At 68.3% G+C, this 18,506-nt stretch carries 16 protein-coding genes and 1 pseudogene; 10 read left to right on the forward strand and 7 right to left on the reverse strand.

The window, feature by feature from the left end; translation table 11 throughout:
- Positions 1 to 24: 24 nt before the first annotated feature.
- Complete coding sequence (locus ABZ552_RS25170; RefSeq protein WP_357440142.1) at positions 25 to 1,860, reverse strand: acyl-CoA dehydrogenase; 1,836 nt, start codon at positions 1,858 to 1,860, stop codon at positions 25 to 27.
- A gap of 216 nt (positions 1,861 to 2,076) precedes the next feature.
- Complete coding sequence (locus tag ABZ552_RS25175) at positions 2,077 to 3,306, reverse strand: TetR/AcrR family transcriptional regulator (RefSeq protein ID WP_281918279.1); 1,230 nt, start codon at positions 3,304 to 3,306, stop codon at positions 2,077 to 2,079.
- Between the two features lie 218 nt (positions 3,307 to 3,524).
- Here ABZ552_RS25175 and ABZ552_RS25180 point away from each other — a divergent pair, with 218 nt between their 5' ends.
- The gene (locus tag ABZ552_RS25180; RefSeq protein ID WP_281879953.1) at positions 3,525 to 3,971 is read left to right on the forward strand and encodes a MarR family transcriptional regulator; all 447 of its coding nucleotides are present in this window, start codon (positions 3,525 to 3,527) and stop codon (positions 3,969 to 3,971) included.
- A gap of 43 nt (positions 3,972 to 4,014) precedes the next feature.
- Here ABZ552_RS25180 and ABZ552_RS25185 read toward each other — a convergent pair whose 3' ends face one another.
- Positions 4,015 to 4,668 carry a TetR/AcrR family transcriptional regulator gene (locus ABZ552_RS25185; protein ID WP_281918280.1) on the reverse strand — a complete coding sequence of 218 codons (654 nt, stop codon included), beginning with the start codon at positions 4,666 to 4,668 and terminating at the stop codon, positions 4,015 to 4,017.
- 52 nt (positions 4,669 to 4,720) lie between these two features.
- Here ABZ552_RS25185 and ABZ552_RS25190 point away from each other — a divergent pair, with 52 nt between their 5' ends.
- Both ABZ552_RS25190 and gndA read left to right on the forward strand, forming a co-directional pair.
- Positions 4,721 to 5,641: an alpha/beta hydrolase gene (locus tag ABZ552_RS25190; RefSeq protein WP_281918281.1), complete on the forward strand. Its 921-nt coding sequence runs from the start codon at positions 4,721 to 4,723 to the stop codon at positions 5,639 to 5,641.
- 158 nt (positions 5,642 to 5,799) lie between these two features.
- Complete coding sequence (gndA, locus tag ABZ552_RS25195; RefSeq protein ID WP_281879959.1) at positions 5,800 to 7,245, forward strand: NADP-dependent phosphogluconate dehydrogenase; 1,446 nt, start codon at positions 5,800 to 5,802, stop codon at positions 7,243 to 7,245.
- A 53-nt stretch (positions 7,246 to 7,298) separates the two neighbouring features.
- Here the strand turns inward: gndA and ABZ552_RS25200 are convergent, their stop codons facing one another.
- Entirely contained in the window at positions 7,299 to 9,266 is a 1,968-nt protein-coding gene (locus ABZ552_RS25200) for a heavy metal translocating P-type ATPase (protein ID WP_281879960.1), read from the reverse strand.
- Positions 9,267 to 9,360: 94 nt separating this feature from the next.
- Between ABZ552_RS25200 and ABZ552_RS25205 the strand changes: the two genes are divergently transcribed.
- A complete protein-coding gene (locus ABZ552_RS25205; protein WP_281879961.1) occupies positions 9,361 to 9,744 on the forward strand; it encodes a metalloregulator ArsR/SmtB family transcription factor in 384 nt (127 codons plus the stop codon).
- A 78-nt stretch (positions 9,745 to 9,822) separates the two neighbouring features.
- Positions 9,823 to 10,698, forward strand: coding sequence for an LLM class F420-dependent oxidoreductase (locus ABZ552_RS25210; RefSeq protein ID WP_281879962.1), 876 nt, complete (start codon positions 9,823 to 9,825; stop codon positions 10,696 to 10,698).
- Between the two features lie 132 nt (positions 10,699 to 10,830).
- Here the strand turns inward: ABZ552_RS25210 and ABZ552_RS25215 are convergent, their stop codons facing one another.
- Together ABZ552_RS25215 and ABZ552_RS25220 are read right to left on the reverse strand one after the other, a co-directional pair.
- Positions 10,831 to 11,313, reverse strand: a complete 483-nt coding sequence (locus ABZ552_RS25215) for an adenosine-specific kinase (RefSeq protein ID WP_281879963.1) — start codon at positions 11,311 to 11,313, stop codon at positions 10,831 to 10,833.
- 108 nt (positions 11,314 to 11,421) lie between these two features.
- Entirely contained in the window at positions 11,422 to 12,174 is a 753-nt protein-coding gene (locus ABZ552_RS25220; protein WP_281879965.1) for a serine/threonine protein phosphatase, read from the reverse strand.
- Between the two features lie 643 nt (positions 12,175 to 12,817).
- On the opposite strand from ABZ552_RS25220, the gene ABZ552_RS25225 reads away from it, so the two are divergent.
- The gene (locus tag ABZ552_RS25225) at positions 12,818 to 14,278 is read left to right on the forward strand and encodes a hypothetical protein (RefSeq protein ID WP_281879966.1); all 1,461 of its coding nucleotides are present in this window, start codon (positions 12,818 to 12,820) and stop codon (positions 14,276 to 14,278) included.
- Between the two features lie 20 nt (positions 14,279 to 14,298).
- Here ABZ552_RS25225 and ABZ552_RS25230 read toward each other — a convergent pair whose 3' ends face one another.
- Positions 14,299 to 14,637, reverse strand: a complete 339-nt coding sequence (locus ABZ552_RS25230) for an MmcQ/YjbR family DNA-binding protein (protein WP_281879967.1) — start codon at positions 14,635 to 14,637, stop codon at positions 14,299 to 14,301.
- Positions 14,638 to 14,776: 139 nt separating this feature from the next.
- On the opposite strand from ABZ552_RS25230, the pseudogene ABZ552_RS25235 reads away from it, so the two are divergent.
- The 4 genes and pseudogenes from ABZ552_RS25235 to ABZ552_RS25250 all read left to right on the forward strand — a co-directional run.
- Positions 14,777 to 15,114, forward strand: a pseudogene (locus ABZ552_RS25235) (carboxyl transferase domain-containing protein); the annotation flags it as partial.
- Between the two features lie 75 nt (positions 15,115 to 15,189).
- Positions 15,190 to 16,647 carry a lipase maturation factor family protein gene (locus tag ABZ552_RS25240; protein ID WP_281879974.1) on the forward strand — a complete coding sequence of 486 codons (1,458 nt, stop codon included), beginning with the start codon at positions 15,190 to 15,192 and terminating at the stop codon, positions 16,645 to 16,647.
- 139 nt (positions 16,648 to 16,786) lie between these two features.
- The gene (locus tag ABZ552_RS25245; protein WP_281879975.1) at positions 16,787 to 16,933 is read left to right on the forward strand and encodes a hypothetical protein; all 147 of its coding nucleotides are present in this window, start codon (positions 16,787 to 16,789) and stop codon (positions 16,931 to 16,933) included.
- 199 nt (positions 16,934 to 17,132) lie between these two features.
- Complete coding sequence (locus tag ABZ552_RS25250) at positions 17,133 to 18,212, forward strand: mechanosensitive ion channel domain-containing protein (RefSeq protein ID WP_281879977.1); 1,080 nt, start codon at positions 17,133 to 17,135, stop codon at positions 18,210 to 18,212.
- The last annotated feature ends 294 nt before the right edge of the window (positions 18,213 to 18,506 follow it).

Genomic DNA, 18,506 nt, shown 5'->3' on the forward strand with positions numbered 1-18,506 from the left:
CACCCTGTGCGTAGGCAGGTCCGGTCAGAACGCGGCTTCATCGAGATCCATGACGCTGATGTCGACATCGGAGATCACCGACCATTCCGCGCTGAGGTGCGGCAGGACCGTCTTGGCGAAGAACGACGCGACGGCGACCTTGCCTTGGTAGAAGGCGCGGTCTCGGTCGCCGGGATCGGCATCCAATGCCGTGATGGCGATTTCGGCGGCGACGATCAGCCGCCAGGCGACGAGGAGGTCGCCGACGGCGAGCAGGAACCGGACGGAGTTCAGTCCGATCTTGTACAACTCGGCAGGTTGCTGCTGGGCCGCGAGCAGATGCTGGGTGAACCGGCCCGCCATGTCCTGGACATCCTCGAGCGCGGTCGCGAGCAGAACCTTCTCGGCCTTGAGCCGGCCGTTGCCCGTGGCGGAGTGCGCCGTGTCCCGGATCCGGCTCGCGAGGTGGGCCAGCGCGACGCCGCGGTCACGGGCGATCTTGCGGAAGAAGAAGTCCTGCGCCTGGAGGGCGGTGGTGCCCTCGTAGAGCGAGTCGATCTTCGCGTCGCGGATGTACTGCTCGATCGGATAGTCCTGCAGGAAGCCGGAACCGCCCAGCGTCTGCAGCGACTCGGTCAGGTACTGGTAGGCCCGCTCGGAGCCGACGCCCTTGACGATCGGCAGGAGCAGGTCGTTGACCCGCGCGGCGAGTTCCGCGTCCGCGCCCGAGATGTGCTGTGCCACCACGTCGTTCTGGTGCCCGGCGGTGTAGAGGTAGATAGCGCGAAGACCTTCGGCGTAGGCCTTCTGCATCATCAGCGACCGGCGCACGTCGGCGTGCCGGGTGATCGGTACCTTCGGCGCGGTCTTGTCGGCCATGCGGGTCAGATCGCTGCCCTGCACGCGGTTCTTCGCGTATTCGAGGGCGTTGAGGTAACCGGTGGACAAGGTGGCGATGGCCTTGGTGCCCACCATCATGCGGGCTTCCTCGATGACCTGGAACATCTGCGCGATGCCGTCGTGCACCTCGCCGACCAGCCAGCCCTTGGCCGGGATGCCGTGGCCGCCGAAGGTCAGCTCGCAGGTGGCGGAGGCTTTCAGGCCCATCTTGTGCTCGACGTTGGTGACGAAGACGCCGTTGCGCTCGCCCAGCTCACCGGTCTCGTGGTCGAAGTGGAACTTCGGCACGAAGAACAGCGACAGGCCCTTGGTGCCCGGCCCGGCGCCCTCGGGGCGGGCCAGCACCAGGTGCATGATGTTCGGGAACAGGTCGTCGGAGTCGGCGGAGGTGATGAACCGCTTGACGCCCTCGATGTGCCAGGAGCCGTCTTCCTGCTCGATCGCCTTGGTGCGGCCGGCACCCACATCGGAACCGGCGTCGGGCTCGGTCAGCACCATCGTGGCGCCCCAGTTGCGCTCGGTGATGAACTGTGCCCAGCGCTGCTGCTGCTCGGTGCCGACGCCGTGCATGATGTGGGCCATCATCGGCCCCGTCAGGTACATGTAGGCCGCGGGCTGCGCCCCCAGAACGAATTCGCTGATGGCCCAGCTGACCATCGAGGGAGCGGGCACCCCGCCGACCGCCTCCGCCTTGCCGACGCGCCACCAGTCGGCGTCGTACCAGGCGCGCACCGCCTTCTTGAACGGCTCGGGCAGGCTGACGGAGTGCGTGGCCGGATCGAAAACGGGCGGGGTGCGGTCGGTTTCGGCGTACGGTTCGGCGACCGGTCCCTCGGCCAGGCGCGCCGCCTCCGCCAGCATCGATCGCACGGTGTCTCCGTCCAGATCCCCGAACGCTCCGGTCCGCAGGATGTCGTCGAGTCCGTACACCTCGAAAAGGTTGAACTCGAGGTCGCGCACGTTGCTCTTGTAATGGCTCACGGGCCAGTGCCTTTCGAGAAACGGGCCGGTGTACCGGCGAGGATTCGGCGGGCGCACGGAGAGGTGATCACCCACGGCACACTGTGCGGCACCGGCAACTCGAAAGCAATCTCATGTTAATGACTGCTAAGTAAAGTCTCAGAGGAGCGGCAATATTCAATCCGCTGCTAGCGCATAATCGGCGCGCATAAGTTAATAGCCACTAAGTGGCGCAAATCACTGCCGACCAACTCGGCCATGGCTACCGGCCGCTCCGATGCCCTCCCCGATGGCGACGAGAATCTCGACGAGATCGGCGCGCCGCCGGAAGCGGGGATTGCGTACGGCATCGATGACGACAGTGGTGACGGCGCGGCTGAGCACCCGTGCGCTGGGCGCGGACAGGTCCGGTCGCACGGCCTGCAGCATGCGAGCCCACTGGGCGATGCCGTCGAGGCGCACCCGTCGGTAGCGCCGCACCCCGTCGCCCGGCAGATGCCGGATCTCGCTGACGGTGATCGCCAAGAGATCGGGCTCGTCGACGCCCAGTTGGGCGAAGCTGCGCATGAGCGAGCGCATGGACTCCTCGGCGCTGCGGCCCTCGGCGATGGCCCGGGCGAGCAGCAGCCGGAGCCACTCGTCCTGGCGCCGGACGATCTGGTCCAGCAGATCCGCCTTGCTCGAGAAGTGGTGGTAGAGCGCGGGTCCGGTGACGCCGACCGCCGCACCGATGTCCTCGATGCCCACGGCGGCATAACCGCGGGCGCTGAACAGGCGCGCCGCCTCGGCGAGCATCCGCTCCGACCGCAGCGCTCGATCGAGCGCGGCGTTGCCGGTCTCCATGCGCGGTGGCCGGTGCGGCGCGTAGCCTGCCGGACGCGCGGGCATCCGGGTCGTGATCACGGCCGCGACGGCGGCGTCGAGCACCTGCGCGGCGGCCGGTGCGGGCAACTCGGCGCGATGATAGGAGGGGCTGACCGCGATCGAGAGCACACACCAGCTGAGCAGTTCGACGTCAGCGGCGCTCAGCTCCGGGCGGCGCAGGCGGATCGCGCGCCGCAGGTAGCGGGTCAGCCGCGCGACGCGGACGAGCACCGCGGTCTTGTCGGCGGCGGTCAAGTTGCGGAACTCCAGTTGCCACAGGCGCGGCAGGCCGCGCAGCTCGAGCGCGACCCGGACCAATTCGGCCAGTACCGCGCCACCGGAATCGTCGGCGCGATACGCGGCGTCGAGCCGGTGGAGCGTGTTGTCGAGCCCGACCATCAGGCACTGCCCCAAAAGTTGCTGCTTGTTGCGGAAGTGCCGATACAACGCCGTCGCCGAGATGTCGACCGCTGCCGCGATGTCGGCCATCGTCGTGCCGTAATAGCCGCCGTGCGTGAAGGCGTCGACCGCGGCGTCGAGGATCATCTCGCGCCGATGCGGTGGTCTTCGTCGTGGCTGTCCGCCGTGCGCCTGTGTGCCCATCGCGGTCAGTGTCGCGTATCGGATCGTCCTCGGTGGGGTCGGGCCGCCTCCGCGTGCGAGCCGTTCGCTGGTAGGCGCGGCGGGGATCCGGCGCGACGACCATCCGTATGACGATTTCGTCATAGTCGACGCCGCGGTTCTACTGTCGAGTAGGCTTCCCGCAGCTATCACCAGCCCGGGGATCGTTCATCGATCAGGTAAGCAGAGGGAGCCCGCCCGTGAGCGCTGACACCGCGGACGCCACAGCACTGTCCAGCATGGCGGCTCGCCTGCGCATCGCGTCGACCGTCATCCTGCGGCGCGCCCGGCGGGATCCCGAGGAACGGCGGCTGTCCGCGACGCAGTGGGCGGTTCTGGGTCGTCTGCATCGGCACGGCGCCATGGCCGCGGTCGACTTGGCGCGGCTGGAGATGCTCCGGCCGCAAACGATGCGCAACGTGGTCGACGGATTGCGTGATCAGGGCCTGATCGTCGGTGTGCGCGACTCGAACGACGGACGCCGGGTGAATCTGACCCTCACCGACGAAGGCCGCGCGTGGGTGTGCGGTCACCAGGCCTCCGCGAACGCCGCGCTCGCGCAGGTGTTGTCGGAAAGCCTGCGGACCGGTGAGTTGCACAAGGTCGGCGAGGCGCTGGATCTGCTGGAGCGCATCGCCTATGGGTGATCGCGGCGCGGCTTCATCGAGCGCAGGCTGCCTCGAAGCCGAGTCACCTTGCCCGGCAACCGCACGATGACATGGCAGCCGGTCCGCCGGGAGACGGGGTGAGCGCCCCGGTCCACAGATCGATGATCGCCCGGCCGCACTCGTCCGCGGTGCGACCGGCCGGTGGGTCCAGGACCGCGCCGTGGATCTGTGCCTCCACCGCCTGCACGAGCAACACGGCCGTCAATGCCGGGTCGGCGCCGCCGACGTCGAGGCGGCGCAGATGGAACTCCACTTCGCCCGCGAGAACCTGTTCGAGTTGGCGCAGGCGCTCGACGCCATCGGGCGTGCGCGGCGCCTGATCGAAGAGCAGCCGGTGCATCTCCGGCTGCGCGGTATGCAACCGCGTCACCGCGTCGACCAACTGCTCGATGGTTTCGCGCAGCGGTGGCTGCTCGGCACGGAGGCGTTCGGCCGCAACGAGGAGCGTCAGCGAGGCCTCGCGGAGGTGACGTTCGGCGAGCGAGTACAGCAGCGCGTCCTTGTTCGGGACGTAGTGGTAGAGGGTTCCGATGGAGACGCCGGCGAGCTCGGCGATCTTGTTCGTCGTGGTGGCCGCGTATCCCTGCTGCTGGAAAAGTCGAGCAGCGGCGTCGAGGATCGCTTCGAAAGTGAACTCCGAGCGCTGCTGGCGCGGGGTTTTCCGGGGTGTCGACATGGGGTCCTGAAATCGAGTTGGCAAAACCGAGGATTGCTCGAATTATTGTGGCATGCACACCTCCTACCTCGCATTTCTTCCCGCCGACCTGCGCGCGGACCCGGAGCTACGGCCGCAGTCGGCCGCCTGGTCGTGGCGCGGGCACCGGGTGCACGTCGAACGTGTCCGCCGACCGGAGGCGGAGGTGCAGATGATCTTGATCCATGGCGCCGGTGGGCATGCCGCGGCCATGTGGCCGTTCGCGGCGCTGGCGGCGGCGCGGGGTTTCGACGTTCAGGTGCCCGACCTGCCCGGCTACGGCCACACCGGGGTCCCGTCGCCTCGCGGGATCCGGTACTCGGACTGGGTGGACTGCGTCGCCGATCTGGTCCGGGCGGCGAAGTCGGCCGACCCGAGGCCGCTGGTGCTGGTCGGCGCGAGTATGGGCGGCATGCTGGCGTACGCCGCGGCGGCGCGCACCGGCATGGCCGACGCGCTGGCGGCCACTTGTCTGCTGGACCCGCGGCTGCCGCCGGTTCGGGCGGCCATCGCCCGGCACCGGTGGCTGGGCCGGTACGGAATTCGGCTGCTGATTCCCGTTCTCGACGGTCTGCGGGTTCCGGTGCGGTTGCTCGCCAACATGTCCGCGATGTCCAGCGACCCCGGGTTGACCCGTGTCGTCGCGACCGATCCCCACGGCGGCGGCTCCCGGATACCGCTGGGATTCCTGCGCACCTATCTGCGGTCCGCTCCCGATGTCGAACCGGAGGAATTCACCGCCTGCCCCGTGTGGCTGGTGCACCCTGGGGCCGATCGTTGGACTCCGCTGTCGCTGAGCCAGGCGTTCTTCGATCGGATCGCCGCGCCCAAGCGTCTGATCGTGCTGGACGCGGCGGCGCACTATCCCGTGGAGACGCCGGGCATCTACCAACTGGCCGACGCGTTCACCGAGATTCGCGACCAGTTGGTCGCCGGCCCGTCGGCCGATCGATGAATCGCTCGGTTGTGGTCACCTCGAGCGCTCGCGATGCCGTCCGGATCCGCACCGATGCGGTAGGTAAGGTCTGAAGCGTCGTGGAACGGACTCCACGATGCAGCCGCCGAAGTCCTTCGCGCGGACGCGCCGCCCTGTCGAACGAAGAGAGCTGATTGATGCCGACCTCCACAGCGCGTGCACAGATCGGGGTCACCGGTCTGGCGGTCATGGGTAGCAACATCGCACGGAACTTCGCCAGGAACGGCTATACCGTTGCGCTGCACAACCGTACCGTCGCCAAGACCGACGCACTGCTCGAGGCCCACGGCGACGACGGCGACTTCGTGCGCACCGAGACCGTCGAGGAGTTCGTCGCCGCGCTCGAGAAGCCGCGCCGCGTGCTGATCATGGTGAAGGCGGGCGCGGCCACCGACGCGGTGATCGAGGAACTGGCGGACGCGATGGAGCCGGGCGACATCATCATCGACGGCGGAAACGCCCTCTACACCGACACCATCCGGCGCGAGGCCGCGATGCGTGAGCGCGGGCTGAACTTCGTCGGAGCGGGCATCTCCGGTGGAGAGGAGGGCGCTCTCAACGGCCCCGCGATCATGCCGGGCGGTCCCAAGGAGTCCTACGACTCGCTGGGGCCGCTGCTGGAGTCGATCGCCGCCAAGGTCGACGGAACGCCTTGCTGCACCCATATCGGTCCCGACGGCTCCGGACATTTCGTCAAGATGGTGCACAACGGCATCGAGTACGCCGACATGCAGTTGATCGGGGAGGCCTACCACCTGTTCCGCGACGCGCTCGGTTTCGATGCCAAGCAGATCGCCGACGTGTTCACCCAGTGGAACTCCGGCGACCTGGAGAGCTACCTCGTCGAGATCACCGCCGAGGTGCTGAATCAGGTCGACGCCAAGACGGGCAAGCCGCTCGTCGACGTGATCGTCGACGCGGCGGAACAGAAGGGCACCGGGCGCTGGACGGTGAAGTCCGCGCTCGATCTCGGTGTGCCGGTCACCGGCATCGCCGAAGCGGTGTTCGCGCGGGCGCTGTCCGGTTCCCGCGAGCAGCGCAAAGCCGCGCGCGGCTTGGCCTCGGGCCGGCTGGCCGACAAGCCCACCGACGTGGAGCAGTTCACCGAGGACATCCGGCAGGCGCTCTACGCCTCCAAGGTGGTCGCCTACGCGCAGGGCTTCGACCAGATCGCGGCGGGCAGTGCCGAATACGACTGGGACCTGCGCCCCGGCGATCTCGCGACGATCTGGCGTGGCGGCTGCATCATCCGCGCCCGATTCCTCAACCGGATCAAGGAAGCCTACGACGAGAACCCCGCGCTGCCGAGCTTGATCCTGGCGCCGTACTTCCGCGAGGCGATCGAGACGGCCATCGACAGCTGGCGCCGGGTCGTGGCCACCGCGACCCTGCTGGGCATCCCGGTGCCCGCGTTCGCCTCGTCCCTGTCCTACTACGACGCCCTGCGCGCCGAGCGTCTTCCGGCCGCGCTCACCCAGGGGCAGCGGGACTTCTTCGGCGCGCACACCTACGAGCGCGTGGACGCCGATGGGAAGTTCCACACGCTCTGGAGCGGTGACCGCAGCGAGGTCCGCGCCGACTAGCCGGGCGCAAGCGCAGTGCGGGGTTCGTTCCCGCACTGCGCATCCGGTTCCGGTCAGTCGCGTATTCCGGCAGCTCGCTCCCACGCCGCCCGGCGCAGCAGGCGCAGTCCGTTGAGCCCGACGATCACGGTGGAACCCTCGTGCCCGGCGACGCCGAGCGGAAGCGGTAGCGTTCCGGCGAGATCCCAGACGGCCAGCACGCCGATGAAGGTGGCGGCGATGGCGAGGTTCGCCAGCACTACCCGCCGCGCCTGCCGCGACAGCGCGATCACCGCCGGGATAGCGGTCAGATCGTCGCGCACGACGACGGCGTCGGCGGTCTGCAAGGTCAGGTCGGAGCCGGCGCCCCCCATGGCGATGCCGACCTCAGCCGTGGCGAGGGCCGGGGCGTCGTTGATGCCGTCGCCGACCACGGTCACTTTCCGTCCGTCCTTCTGCAGTTCCCGCACGGCGGTCACCTTGTCGTCGGGCAGGAGTTCGGCCCGCACATCGGTGATGCCCAACTCGGCGGCGAGCCGGTCGGCGGCGGCGCGGTTGTCGCCGGTCAGCAGCACCGGCGCGGTGCCGGTCACCGCGCTGCTCGCGCGCACGGCGGCCTCCGCTTCGGGGCGGAGCCGGTCGGTCAGGGCCAGCACTCCGATCGGCCGATGCTCACAGGTGACGACCACGGCGGTGTAGCCGTCGGCGTGGAATGCGTCGACGGCGGTGTGCGGGGAGTGGCTTTGATCAGCGGGACGCGACGCCGTGGGGGAGACGACACCGACGAGGCGATCGCCCACGCGAGCGGTCACGCCGCGACCGGGGTATGCCGTGAACTCGGTGGCCTCGGACAGTCGCAGATCCCGGCGCCGGGCCGCGCGCACGATCGCCGCCGCCAGCGGGTGTTCACTCGGGCGCTCGGCCGACGCGGCGAGCGCGAGCAACTCGTCGTCGGTGAATCGTTCGTCGAGGCGGCGTATTTCGGCGAGCTCGGGGATGCCGCGGGTCAGGGTGCCGGTCTTGTCGAAGGCGATGTGTGTGGTGGCGCCGAGCTTCTCCATGACGACCGCGGATTTGACCAGGACGCCGTGGCGACCGGCATTGGCGATCGCCGCCAGCAGCGGCGGCATGGTGGCCAGCACGACCGCGCAGGGGGAGGCGACGATCATGAATGTCATCGCGCGCAAGAGCGCTTGCCGCACGGTGTCGCCGAACAGCAGGGGAACGATGAAGACCGCGAGGGTGACCGCGACCATGCCTATCGAGTAGCGCTGTTCTATCTTCTCGATGAAAAGCTGGGTGCGCGCCTTGGTTTGGGCCGCCTGCTCGACCAGGGCCGCGATCCGGGCGACCACGGAGTCCTCTGCACGGCGCTCGACGCGGACTCGCAGCGCGCCGGTGCCGTTGAGTGTGCCCGCGAACACCTCGTCGCCCGCGGTCTTGTCGACCGGCAGAGGTTCACCGGTGATGGTGGCTTGATCGACCTCGCTGCCGCCGGAGAGCACCGTCGAGTCCGCGGCGATCCGCTCACCGGGGCGCACCACCACGACATCCCCGACGCGCAGGTCCGCGGCGTGCACCGTCTCCTCGGCGCCGTCGGCGGCGACCCGGGTCGCGGTGTCCGGCGTGAGGTCGAGCAATCCGCGTACCGAGTCCTCGGTTCTGGCGGTGGCCAGCGCTTCGAGGGCGCCGGAAGTCGCGAAGATGACGATCAGCAACGCGCCGTCGGTGATCTGGCCGATGGCGGCCGCGCCGATCGCCGCCGCGACCATGAGCAGGTCGACATCGAGCGTCTTGTCCCGCAACGCCTGTAAGCCGGCCCATCCCGGTTCCCATCCGCCCGCGGCGTAGCAGGCGAGGTAGAGGCCCCACCACAGCCATTGCGGACCATCGGCCAGCTGCATCGCGAGACCGGCGAGGAAGAACGCCACCGCCAGGGCGGCCCACCGTACTTCCGGCAGGGCGAACAGCCGAGTCCGGCGCGTGAGCACGCGATCGGACGGCGGAGTCGGACGGGTCGGCGCGAGTGTCGGCGCGGCCACGGGTCACCTCCAGGAGAGCAGTCGAACGATCGCGCCGACCATATCAGAAAACATGAACATGTCTTCATTTGTTCTTGGAGTATGCTTCTCAGTCATGGGACACGGCGTGGAGGGCAGGGATCGCCCTGCCGCGCGCCTGGACCCCGAATCGGCCGGCCATGTGGCGACCACGTTGCAGGCACTGGCCACGCCGAGCCGGTTGATGATCCTCACCGAACTGCGTCAGGGCCCGCTGCCGGTGAGCGCGCTCGCCGACGCCATCGGGATGGAACAGTCCGCCGTCTCCCATCAGCTGCGGCTGCTGCGCAATCTCGGGCTGGTCACGGGCACTCGCACCGGCCGCAGCATCGTCTACAGCCTCTACGACAACCACGTCGCTCAACTGCTGGACGAGGCGATCTACCACAGCGAGCATCTGCGGCTAGGGCTGGCCGACCGCCCCGAGACCGCAGGCCGACTGTCGGAAATCGATCGGTAAATCCACCGCTTGACCTGGAGCGCACTCCAGCACTTAGTGTGCGGTCGTACAGGATTGTCCACCGGAAGGGATCGGTTCATGGAACTCGGTTTTCACGTCCCCATCTTCGACATCGACGGCGGTACGACCGCCATCGCCGGTGAGCTGGCGCGAGTGGGCGCGGCCGCCGAGGCGTCCGGAGCGACCTGGTTGTCGTTCATGGACCACTACTTCCAGATCGAGCCGACCGGGCTGCCCGCGGAGGCGAACATGCTGGAGGGTTACACCACCCTCGGGTACTTGGCCGCGCACACCTCGCGCGTCGACCTCGGCCTGCTCGTCACCGGCGTGACCTATCGCCACCCCGGCCTGCTCGCCAAGATCGTCACCACTCTCGACGTGCTGTCGGGTGGCCGGGCCGTGCTCGGGATCGGCGCCGCGTGGTTCGAACGCGAACACCACGGGCTGGGCGTGCCGTACCCGTCGACCGCCGAGCGGTTCGAGCGGCTGGAGGAGGCGTTGCGCATCTGCCGTCAGATGTGGGACCCGCAGGACAACGGGCCGTTCGAGGGGAAGCACTACCAACTGGCCGAGACGCTGTGCTCGCCGCAGCCCATCAATCGGCCCAAAGTGCTCATCGGCGGCGGGGGAGAGCGCAAGACGCTGCGGTTGGTCGCGCAATACGGCGACGCCTGCAACTTGTTCGGCTCCTCGCCCGCGGACGTCGAGCACAAGCTCGAGGTGCTGCGCCGGCATTGCGACGACGTCGGCCGGAATTACGACGATATTCGCAAAACGATCATCGCCAACAATCCGCGGCCGAACCCGGATAACCGGGACGAATTCGTCCGGCAGATGGCGGACTACGCGAAACTCGGCATCGAAACCGCCATCGTCACGCCGACTACCGGCTCCCCGGCGGCGTGGATCGATGGCATGTCGCCCGCCGTCCAGCAGTTGGCCGAACTCGGCTGACGCAACGCAGTCCGCCATCGAGGCCGGCGCGGCGGAGGTATCGCGGTATGGGCCCGGATCGCTTCACCGGATGCCGGGCCCGGTCGGCGATTTCGCGGAAACGACCTCTGCGGAAGCCGGAGCGGCGCTCTGTCAGAGTTTGTAACCGATCTGGCGCAGCAGCTGTTTACGGGCGGCCTGGTCGTCGGCGGTCTCCACGCCGAGCGGCGCCGAACCGTCGATCACTCCGACGATTCCTCTGCCGAGTTCCGTTTCGGCGATCAGTACCTCCACGGGATTGGCTGTGGCGCAGAATATTCCGCAGACTTCCGGAACCTGCTGGATCGCGTTGAGCACGTTGACGGGGTAGCCTTCCCGCAGAAAGACGATGAACGAGTGCCCCGCCCCGAGGGCGGCCGCGTTCTTGGTGGCGAGTTCGACGAGGGAGTCGTCGTTGCCGGAGTGGCGGACGAGGCGAGGCCCGGAGGCCTCGCAGAACGCCAGCCCGAAGCGCAGATGGGGACCGACCCCGACCAGCGCTTCGTGCAGGTCTTCCACGGTCTTGATGAAATGGGACTGTCCGATGACGACGTTGAGATCGTCCGGCTTGTCGATGCGCACGGCTGTCAGATCCACAGCGACATACTGCGCGCCGACGCTGCCGATTCATAGCATTTACGAATTAATTTTGCTCGCGTCGCGAAGGGTGGGGCTCGCCCCGCTCCCGAGGGCGCGGGCAGCGGCTCAACCGGTGCGGGAAGGCAGGTCCACGACCAGCGCTGTGGCGTTGTCTCTTCCTCCGGCCAGGAGCGCGGCGTCCACCAGCGAGTTGGCGATCACGGAAGCCGCCTCGCCCTCGGCGAGGATCGCCTTGACGGCCGCGATGCCCAGCGGCTTGTGCACTCCGTCGGTGCTCAGCAGCAGCCTGCCCGTGCTCGAGCCGGTGGCGGCATACCCGATGTGGTCCGGCCGGACGGTGCGGGCCGAGGTGGTGACCAGATGACCCATCCGCGCCGTGGGGACGCGCCCCCGGGCGCGGTAGAACTCGGCGACGGTGTGATCGGAAGTGATCTGATGCAGCACCCGGCCATTCCAGCGATACGCGCGACAGTCGCCGACCCACGCCACCTCGCAGGGGCCATCCGGATGACCGGCCGAGGGCAGCACCGCGACTACGAGCACGGCGTCGGCCGAGGGTTCCGGGACCTCCCGCAGCAGCTCGTCCTGTGCTGCCAGGATCCCCGCTCGCGCGCCGTCGCGGGCTCCGGCACGTGCCGCCGCGGCGGCCGCCGTGCGCGCCGCCCGGGCGCCGAGCAGATGGTCTCCGACACCGTCGGCGACGACGAATGCCGTCGCTCCGGTCAGCGCGTCGGTCTCGATCGCGACCGCGTCGGCGTTGATGGACCGTGACGCACGCCGACTGGCGGAAGCTCCCATGGACCCGCCCAGCCAGGATGTCTCGATCCGCGGCATGCTCGCGGTGGTACCGGTGTGCATCAAGCTGGTCTCCTCGGAGTGGGCTGGGGAGTGCTGCCGACCAGCACACGTCAAGGACACCGCATCAGTATTTGGGCTTGGCGAGAGCCGGTTGTGGGAACGCTGAGAATTCGCTCTCGATCAGGTCACGGCCGGTGTCGACCGTCCTCTCGTGGAGCCTCGGCTTCCTTCGCGTCTGGTCGACAGCGAAGGGCCGGTGTCGTGGAGCGGAGTGCTGTGCGCGGTGGCCGCGGGTGCCGGACTGCTCCTGCTCGGCGAGGACATGCGGGCGACGCAGTGGCTCGGAATCGGTTTGGTGATCCTGGCGTGCGCCGGATCGGCGCGTGGCTCGCGGAACGACGGCGCTGTGGGAGGTGCCGAAATGGCGGTGTCCAGCGCGGTAGACAAAGTCACCCAGTTTTTCCGATGTCGCTATGGCGCACTTGTTTCCGTCGCCACTGCCGACAGGCATCATGACTAGGCAGAACGCATTCCGGCCATAGCGATTTCGGTAGACCGTGAAGTTGTCGGTGACGTAGACAACATCCGAAACTCGGTGGAATTCACCGCCTTACCGGCGGGTACGTGATCGAATGCTCTGCAACTGACATTCAGAACCCGTTGTGAGGCGTCACGGGTTCGCCGAATCCGGGAGGTTGTGGCGGTGGTCGACGCAAGCGTGCCCACGCTGCGTCCGTCCGAGCTGAAGAGGTTGGCTCAGCTCGACGAACACAACGAACTCTCCGCCGACCAGGTGAGAAAGAGTTCGGAGCGGCTGGGCGTGCCGGAGGAAGACCTGTGGCGGTGGCTGGCGGACCGCCGCGGCGCGTCCGCGGCCACCGACCGCGTGGCTGACCCCGCTCCGGTCACGACGGGCGTCGACGACCCTGATCCGGTCGCCACGGGCGATGCCCCCGAGCCGGCCACCACGCGTATCGATGCCCCCGATCCGCCGACCACGCGTATCGGTGCTCCCGAGCCGGCCACCACCCGCATCGGTGTTCCTGACCCGGCCACTACGCGGATCGGTGTCCCCGAGCCGCGGACCACGCGCATCAATGTGCCGGAGCCGCCGACCAAGTACGTCGGGTACGGCCAGGTCAACCAGCGGCCGTCCCGCATCATCACGCTCGCCGACGCGGCGGGCGACGGACTGTTGCCGCAGATCTCCGACGGTGACGTCACCAATTTCCGGGCCGACGCCTACCGGAGCCTGCCACCGGAGGAGTTCGCCCGCATCGACGCCGTCTACACCGACGGGATCCAGACGGCCTGCCGGTGGCTCGCCGAACATACCGGACGGCCGTGCAGACACGACCTGAACCAGAACGGCGTCGGAAGCTGGCTGGGTCCTCGCGGGGCGGGCTTGGCCGAATACATGCTCTCGGTGCTGCAACCTCGCCTTTCCGCGCCGGATCGCTTCCCGCAGAGTCGAAGCGCCGGTTTGGTGGACGAGTGGAACGACATCCTGAGCCTGTACCGGTTCCTCGGCAGTCTGGTCGCCGACAGCCCGGGCCGCGGGCACACCATCACGCGCCTGCGTGGCGCGCAGGCCGCGTTCCTGCTGCACGGTCTGCGGTTGGACCTGCCGCCGGACCTGGCCTACTCGGTCGGGCCGGGGCTGACGACGGTCCCGACCGATGACGACCTCATCGCCCGAATTCGTGCCCGCACATCCGATCCGGTGGACGCGGCGGCGCTGGCCACCGCGTTGTTCACCGGCGCCACCGCGATGGAACTCAACGCGATCCCCACGGTCGCGCTCGCCGCCGACGCACTGATCTTCAACGGTCCGATCGGCTACACCCACGCGCCCGACCTGTACGTGTGGGTGATTCCGCCCGCGGCGCGTCCGCTGCTCTACGACGCCCGCGTCCAGCAGGAAGCACGCCCCGCGTCCAATGGCAAACTTTTCGCCGGAGCCATCGGCGGCGCGGGTTTCCGCCTCCGCAGGCTCGCCGCGGCGTGCGAGGTGACCCTGCCGGACCTGTACCACTGGCACCACAGCTGGATCCGCCAGGCCGGACTCCTGCGGGGGTCCGAACAACCGACACCGGCCCGCAATACCGATCTGCTCTTCGGGCTGAAACTCGCGCCCCGGCCGCGCCGCCGCCGCGCACGCTGACGCAGGCGGCGTCGCGGAGGTCACCCGGCGTCGTCGAGAAGACGCCTGGGCGCGGCCTGCCGCCAGGAGTCGAGCACGATGGCTTCCAGTTCGTCCTGGTCGTCGAGGGCGGTCAGACGCGCGCGAACCCAGGCGTTGTTGGCTTCGTGGGCGGCGATCCAGAATTTGCCCGGTTCGGCGACAACGAGTTCGTCTCGGTCGGCGACGGGGCAGCGGACCGCCATCGAGGTCTCCGCCTCCGGAAGCGTGAGAAACAGTTTGCCCGCGACGCGGAAGATCGGCATCCCCCAAGCGAACTGTTCGGATGTCTCCGGCAGCGACAGCGCGAAGGCCCGGACATCGTCCCCGGTGAAACTCATGCACCGAATCCTTCCAGGCCGCAAGGAAACCTCCGTGCGCGGTCGATCCATAGGGCGCTGTGCCGACGTCACCACTGCTCGATCCCGGAACGTTCGTCGAGATCGGCGCACTCGCACGCCAGGAGCCCCGGACGCGAAGTGCAAGCAGCTCGGCGCGCCGATATCAGCCTGGCCTGGTCCACCGCCCACATCGCCGTGATCGGCGCGGAGAGCGCGGTCGACATCGCCGGGCGACGCCAGCTGATGCAGGTTCCCGAAGACCAGCGCGCGGCGGCGCGGGAGTTCATGATCGACCAGTACAACGCCACGGTCGCCACGCCGTGGATCGCGGCGGAACGCGGCGGAACGCGGCTACATCGACGCCGTCATCGAGCCTTCGCGCACGCGGCTGGAGATTCGGCATGCGCTCCAGCTCCTGCGGGACAAGGAAGCGGCCGCCGAACACAACCGCGCAAGCACAGCGTGTACCCGATGTAGCGACGGGTTTTCCCGCTCCCGGGGTGGGTATGCGGCCGGGTGGGACGAAGGTCCGCGGTCGGAGGAGTTGCGGGCATGGACTGGTTCACCGCATCCGAATACTGGCTCAGCAGGCAAGTGCTGACCCGCGGTGTCGCGGCCGTCTATCTGATCGCCTTCGTGGTCGCCGCCCGGCAATTCCGGGCGCTGATCGGGGAGCACGGCATGCTGCCGGTGCCGCGGTGGCTGGAACGGCGGTCGTTCCGGCGGACGCCGAGCATTTTCCATATCCACTATTCCGATCGCTTCTTCGCCGCCGTCTGCTGGTTCGGTGCGGCGCTGTCCGCGGCGATGGTCGCCGGCGCGGCCGACGCGGTGCCGCTGTGGGCGGCGATGCTGCTGTGGGCGACGTTGTGGGCGCTCTACCTGTCGATCGTGAACGTGGGACAGGAGTGGTACGCCTTCGGCTGGGAGTCACTGCTGCTGGAATGCGGCTTCCTGGTGATCTTCCTGGGCAACGACCACACGGCGCCGCCGGTGCTGGTGCTGTGGCTGTCCCGCTGGTTGCTGTTCCGGGTGGAGTTCGGCGCCGGGCTGATCAAAATGCGCGGTGACCGGTGCTGGCGCGATCTGACCTGCCTGTACTACCACCACGAGACCCAGCCGATGCCCGGACCGCTGAGCTGGTTCTTCCACCACCTGCCCAAGCCGCTGCACCGCGCCGAGGTGCTGGGCAACCATTTCGCGCAGCTCGTCGTGCCCTTCGGGCTGTTCGCCCCGCAACCGGTGGCGAGCATCGCCGCTGCCGTCATCGTGATCACCCAGCTGTGGCTGGTGCTGTCGGGCAATTTCGCCTGGCTGAACTGGATCACGATCGTCCTCGCGTGCGGCGCCGTCAGCGGGCCCGCGGCCGCGGCGGTGCTACCGGTGCCCGCCCCGCCCGCGCTGCCGGGGCCGCCGCCGTGGTTCACGGCCCTGGTCGTCGCGTTCACCGCGCAGGTGGTCTTCCTGAGCTACCGGCCCGCCCGCAACCTGGTCTCCAGTCACCAGGCGATGAACCGATCGTTCGACCCGTACCACCTGGTCAACACCTACGGAGCGTTCGGCAGCATCGGCCGCACCCGCTACGAAGTAGTCGTCGAAGGCACCGACGAGCCGACCGTCACCGACCGGACGCAGTGGAAGGAATACGAGTTCAAAGGCAAGCCCGGCGATCCGCGCCGGCTTCCCCGTCAATGGGCTCCCTACCATCTGCGCCTGGATTGGCTCATGTGGTTCGCAGCGGCCTCGCCGGGGTATGCGGAGTCGTGGCTGGGCCCGTTCCTGGCACGGCTGCTGCAAAACGACCGGGCCACGCTGCGGCTGCTACGACACAATCCGTTTCCCGATGCCGCGCCGCGTTTCATCCGGGCACAGCTGTATCTATACCGCTTCACGACACCGCGCGAGTTGGCCGACACCAAGGCGTGGTGGCACCGCACGCTCGTGAGCCGCTACGTTCCGCCTCTTTCGTTGGACGATTTTCGCTACCGCAGCCGCTCCGGCAGGCGATGACATCTCGAGAAGCCCTGATCGGCAACGTATCGCGCTCGCGGGCAGGCCGGTTGGGTGGGATTCGCCACAGTGATGTGGCGACGATCGACGGCTCGAGCGGGTATGCGCTGAATGACGCAACCGACCGAAGGAGGATGTCATGTCCGTTTCGGCCTCGCGCTCGCAGTATCGCGCCGCCCGACGCAACCACAGCGGTTGTTCCGGCTCCGAAGGGCCCATCGAATGGACCGTCGCGGCATGGGTCTTGATCGTGACCGTGCTGAGCATCGCACTGGCACTGCTGTAGGAACACCGCCTTGGCCGGGTGACGGCTCGGCAGCAAACGACCGCGGCTGAACGCCGCTGCGCCGAAGCCGGCACCGAAGCACCACGCACCCGTACACAAGCCGAGCCGCATTGCTCGGAGATCTCATCGCGCTGCCCGGACGGCGAGAGTCCGCGGCAGCGCCAGAGACCGGGTGGATGAGGAGAAGGAGTTCGCTCTGTTGGAGGAAGTACTACGGCCGCTCATCGTCGTGTTCGGCACGGTGGCGCTCACCGTGACGGCGGGTCTGCTGATCGATCGATTATTACGTTTCTCTGCTCGCAGACGTCCGGGCAACCAACTCCCCACACTGTTGCGCCGGGTCCAATTGCCCCTGCAAGTCCTGCTGGGCGCGTTGGCGTTGCATGCCACCTATCCGCTGGCGCACCTGGATCTGCGCCAGGACGCGATGATCCGCACCGTGCTGGCCACGGCGGCGATCATGTCGGCGGCATGGGTGGTCATCCGCGCCGCCGACGCGGTCGCGGAGAATACGTTGCGTTCCTATGCTCGGCGCACCCAGGACATCACGCGAGTGCGGCAATTGCGTACCCAGCTCGGCCTGGTACGCCGGATCATCACCTCGGTCCTGGTGGTGACGACCGCTGCCGTGGTCATCCTGCTGCTCGTTCCGAGTCTGCGCACGCTGGGCACCTCCCTGCTGGCCTCGGCGGGCGTGATCGGCATCATCGCCGGTGTCGCGGCGCAGTCGACCTTGAGCAACCTGATCGCCGGTTTGCAGATCGCGTTCGGCGACTCGGTGAAGATCGGGGACACCGTCGTGGTGGAGGGGGAGTGGGGCATCGTCGAAGAGATCACCCTCGCCTTCCTCACCGTGCGGATCTGGGACGACCGGAGGCTGACCATGCCGGTCTCCTACTTCAACAACAAGCCGTATGAGAACTGGTCGCGCGGTGGCCCTCAGATCACCGGCACCGTCTACCTTTACCTCGATCACAGCACGCCGGTGCCGCTGCTGCGCGAGCATTTGCAGGAGTACCTGCGCACGCGCGCGGACTGGGACGGTCGCGACTGGGGTCTGCAAGTCACCGACAGCACGCCGACAAACATCGTGGTGCGCGCGACGATGTCGGCCGCCAATGCCGACGACGTGTGGAACCTGCGCTGCGCGGTCCGAGAGGAGATGCTCGACTGGCTCGGCCGCAACCATCCGCACGCCCTGCCGAAGATCTCCACCGCGATCACCGACTCCGCCATCGGCGACCACCGCTTGGCGCTGGCGGGCGATCGCGGCGACTGACCGGCGGCGCAGGCGGCCGGGGCGGCGCTGCCTTCGACAGCGGTTGTGGCCGGTTCGGGAGGTGCGAGGGCAGCTCGCCTCGCCGCCGGACGGCTACGATCGCCGCTGCTGGAAGCATTCCGGGATTCGAAGTGGGGCGACCATGCCGGATGCGCCGGGTGACCTGTTCGCAGGCACCGTGCTCGGCATCGGCCCCGGCGGATGCTTCGTCGAACCGGTCACCCTCGGAGTGCTGACCGCTACCCGGCACTAGGGGCCCGGTGCGGCCCGGCGATCCGCGTCGCCCCTGGAAGA

Origin of the sequence: Nocardia sp. NPDC019219 (assembly GCF_040632645.1) — a bacterium.
GTDB lineage: Bacteria > Actinomycetota > Actinomycetes > Mycobacteriales > Mycobacteriaceae > Nocardia > Nocardia sputorum.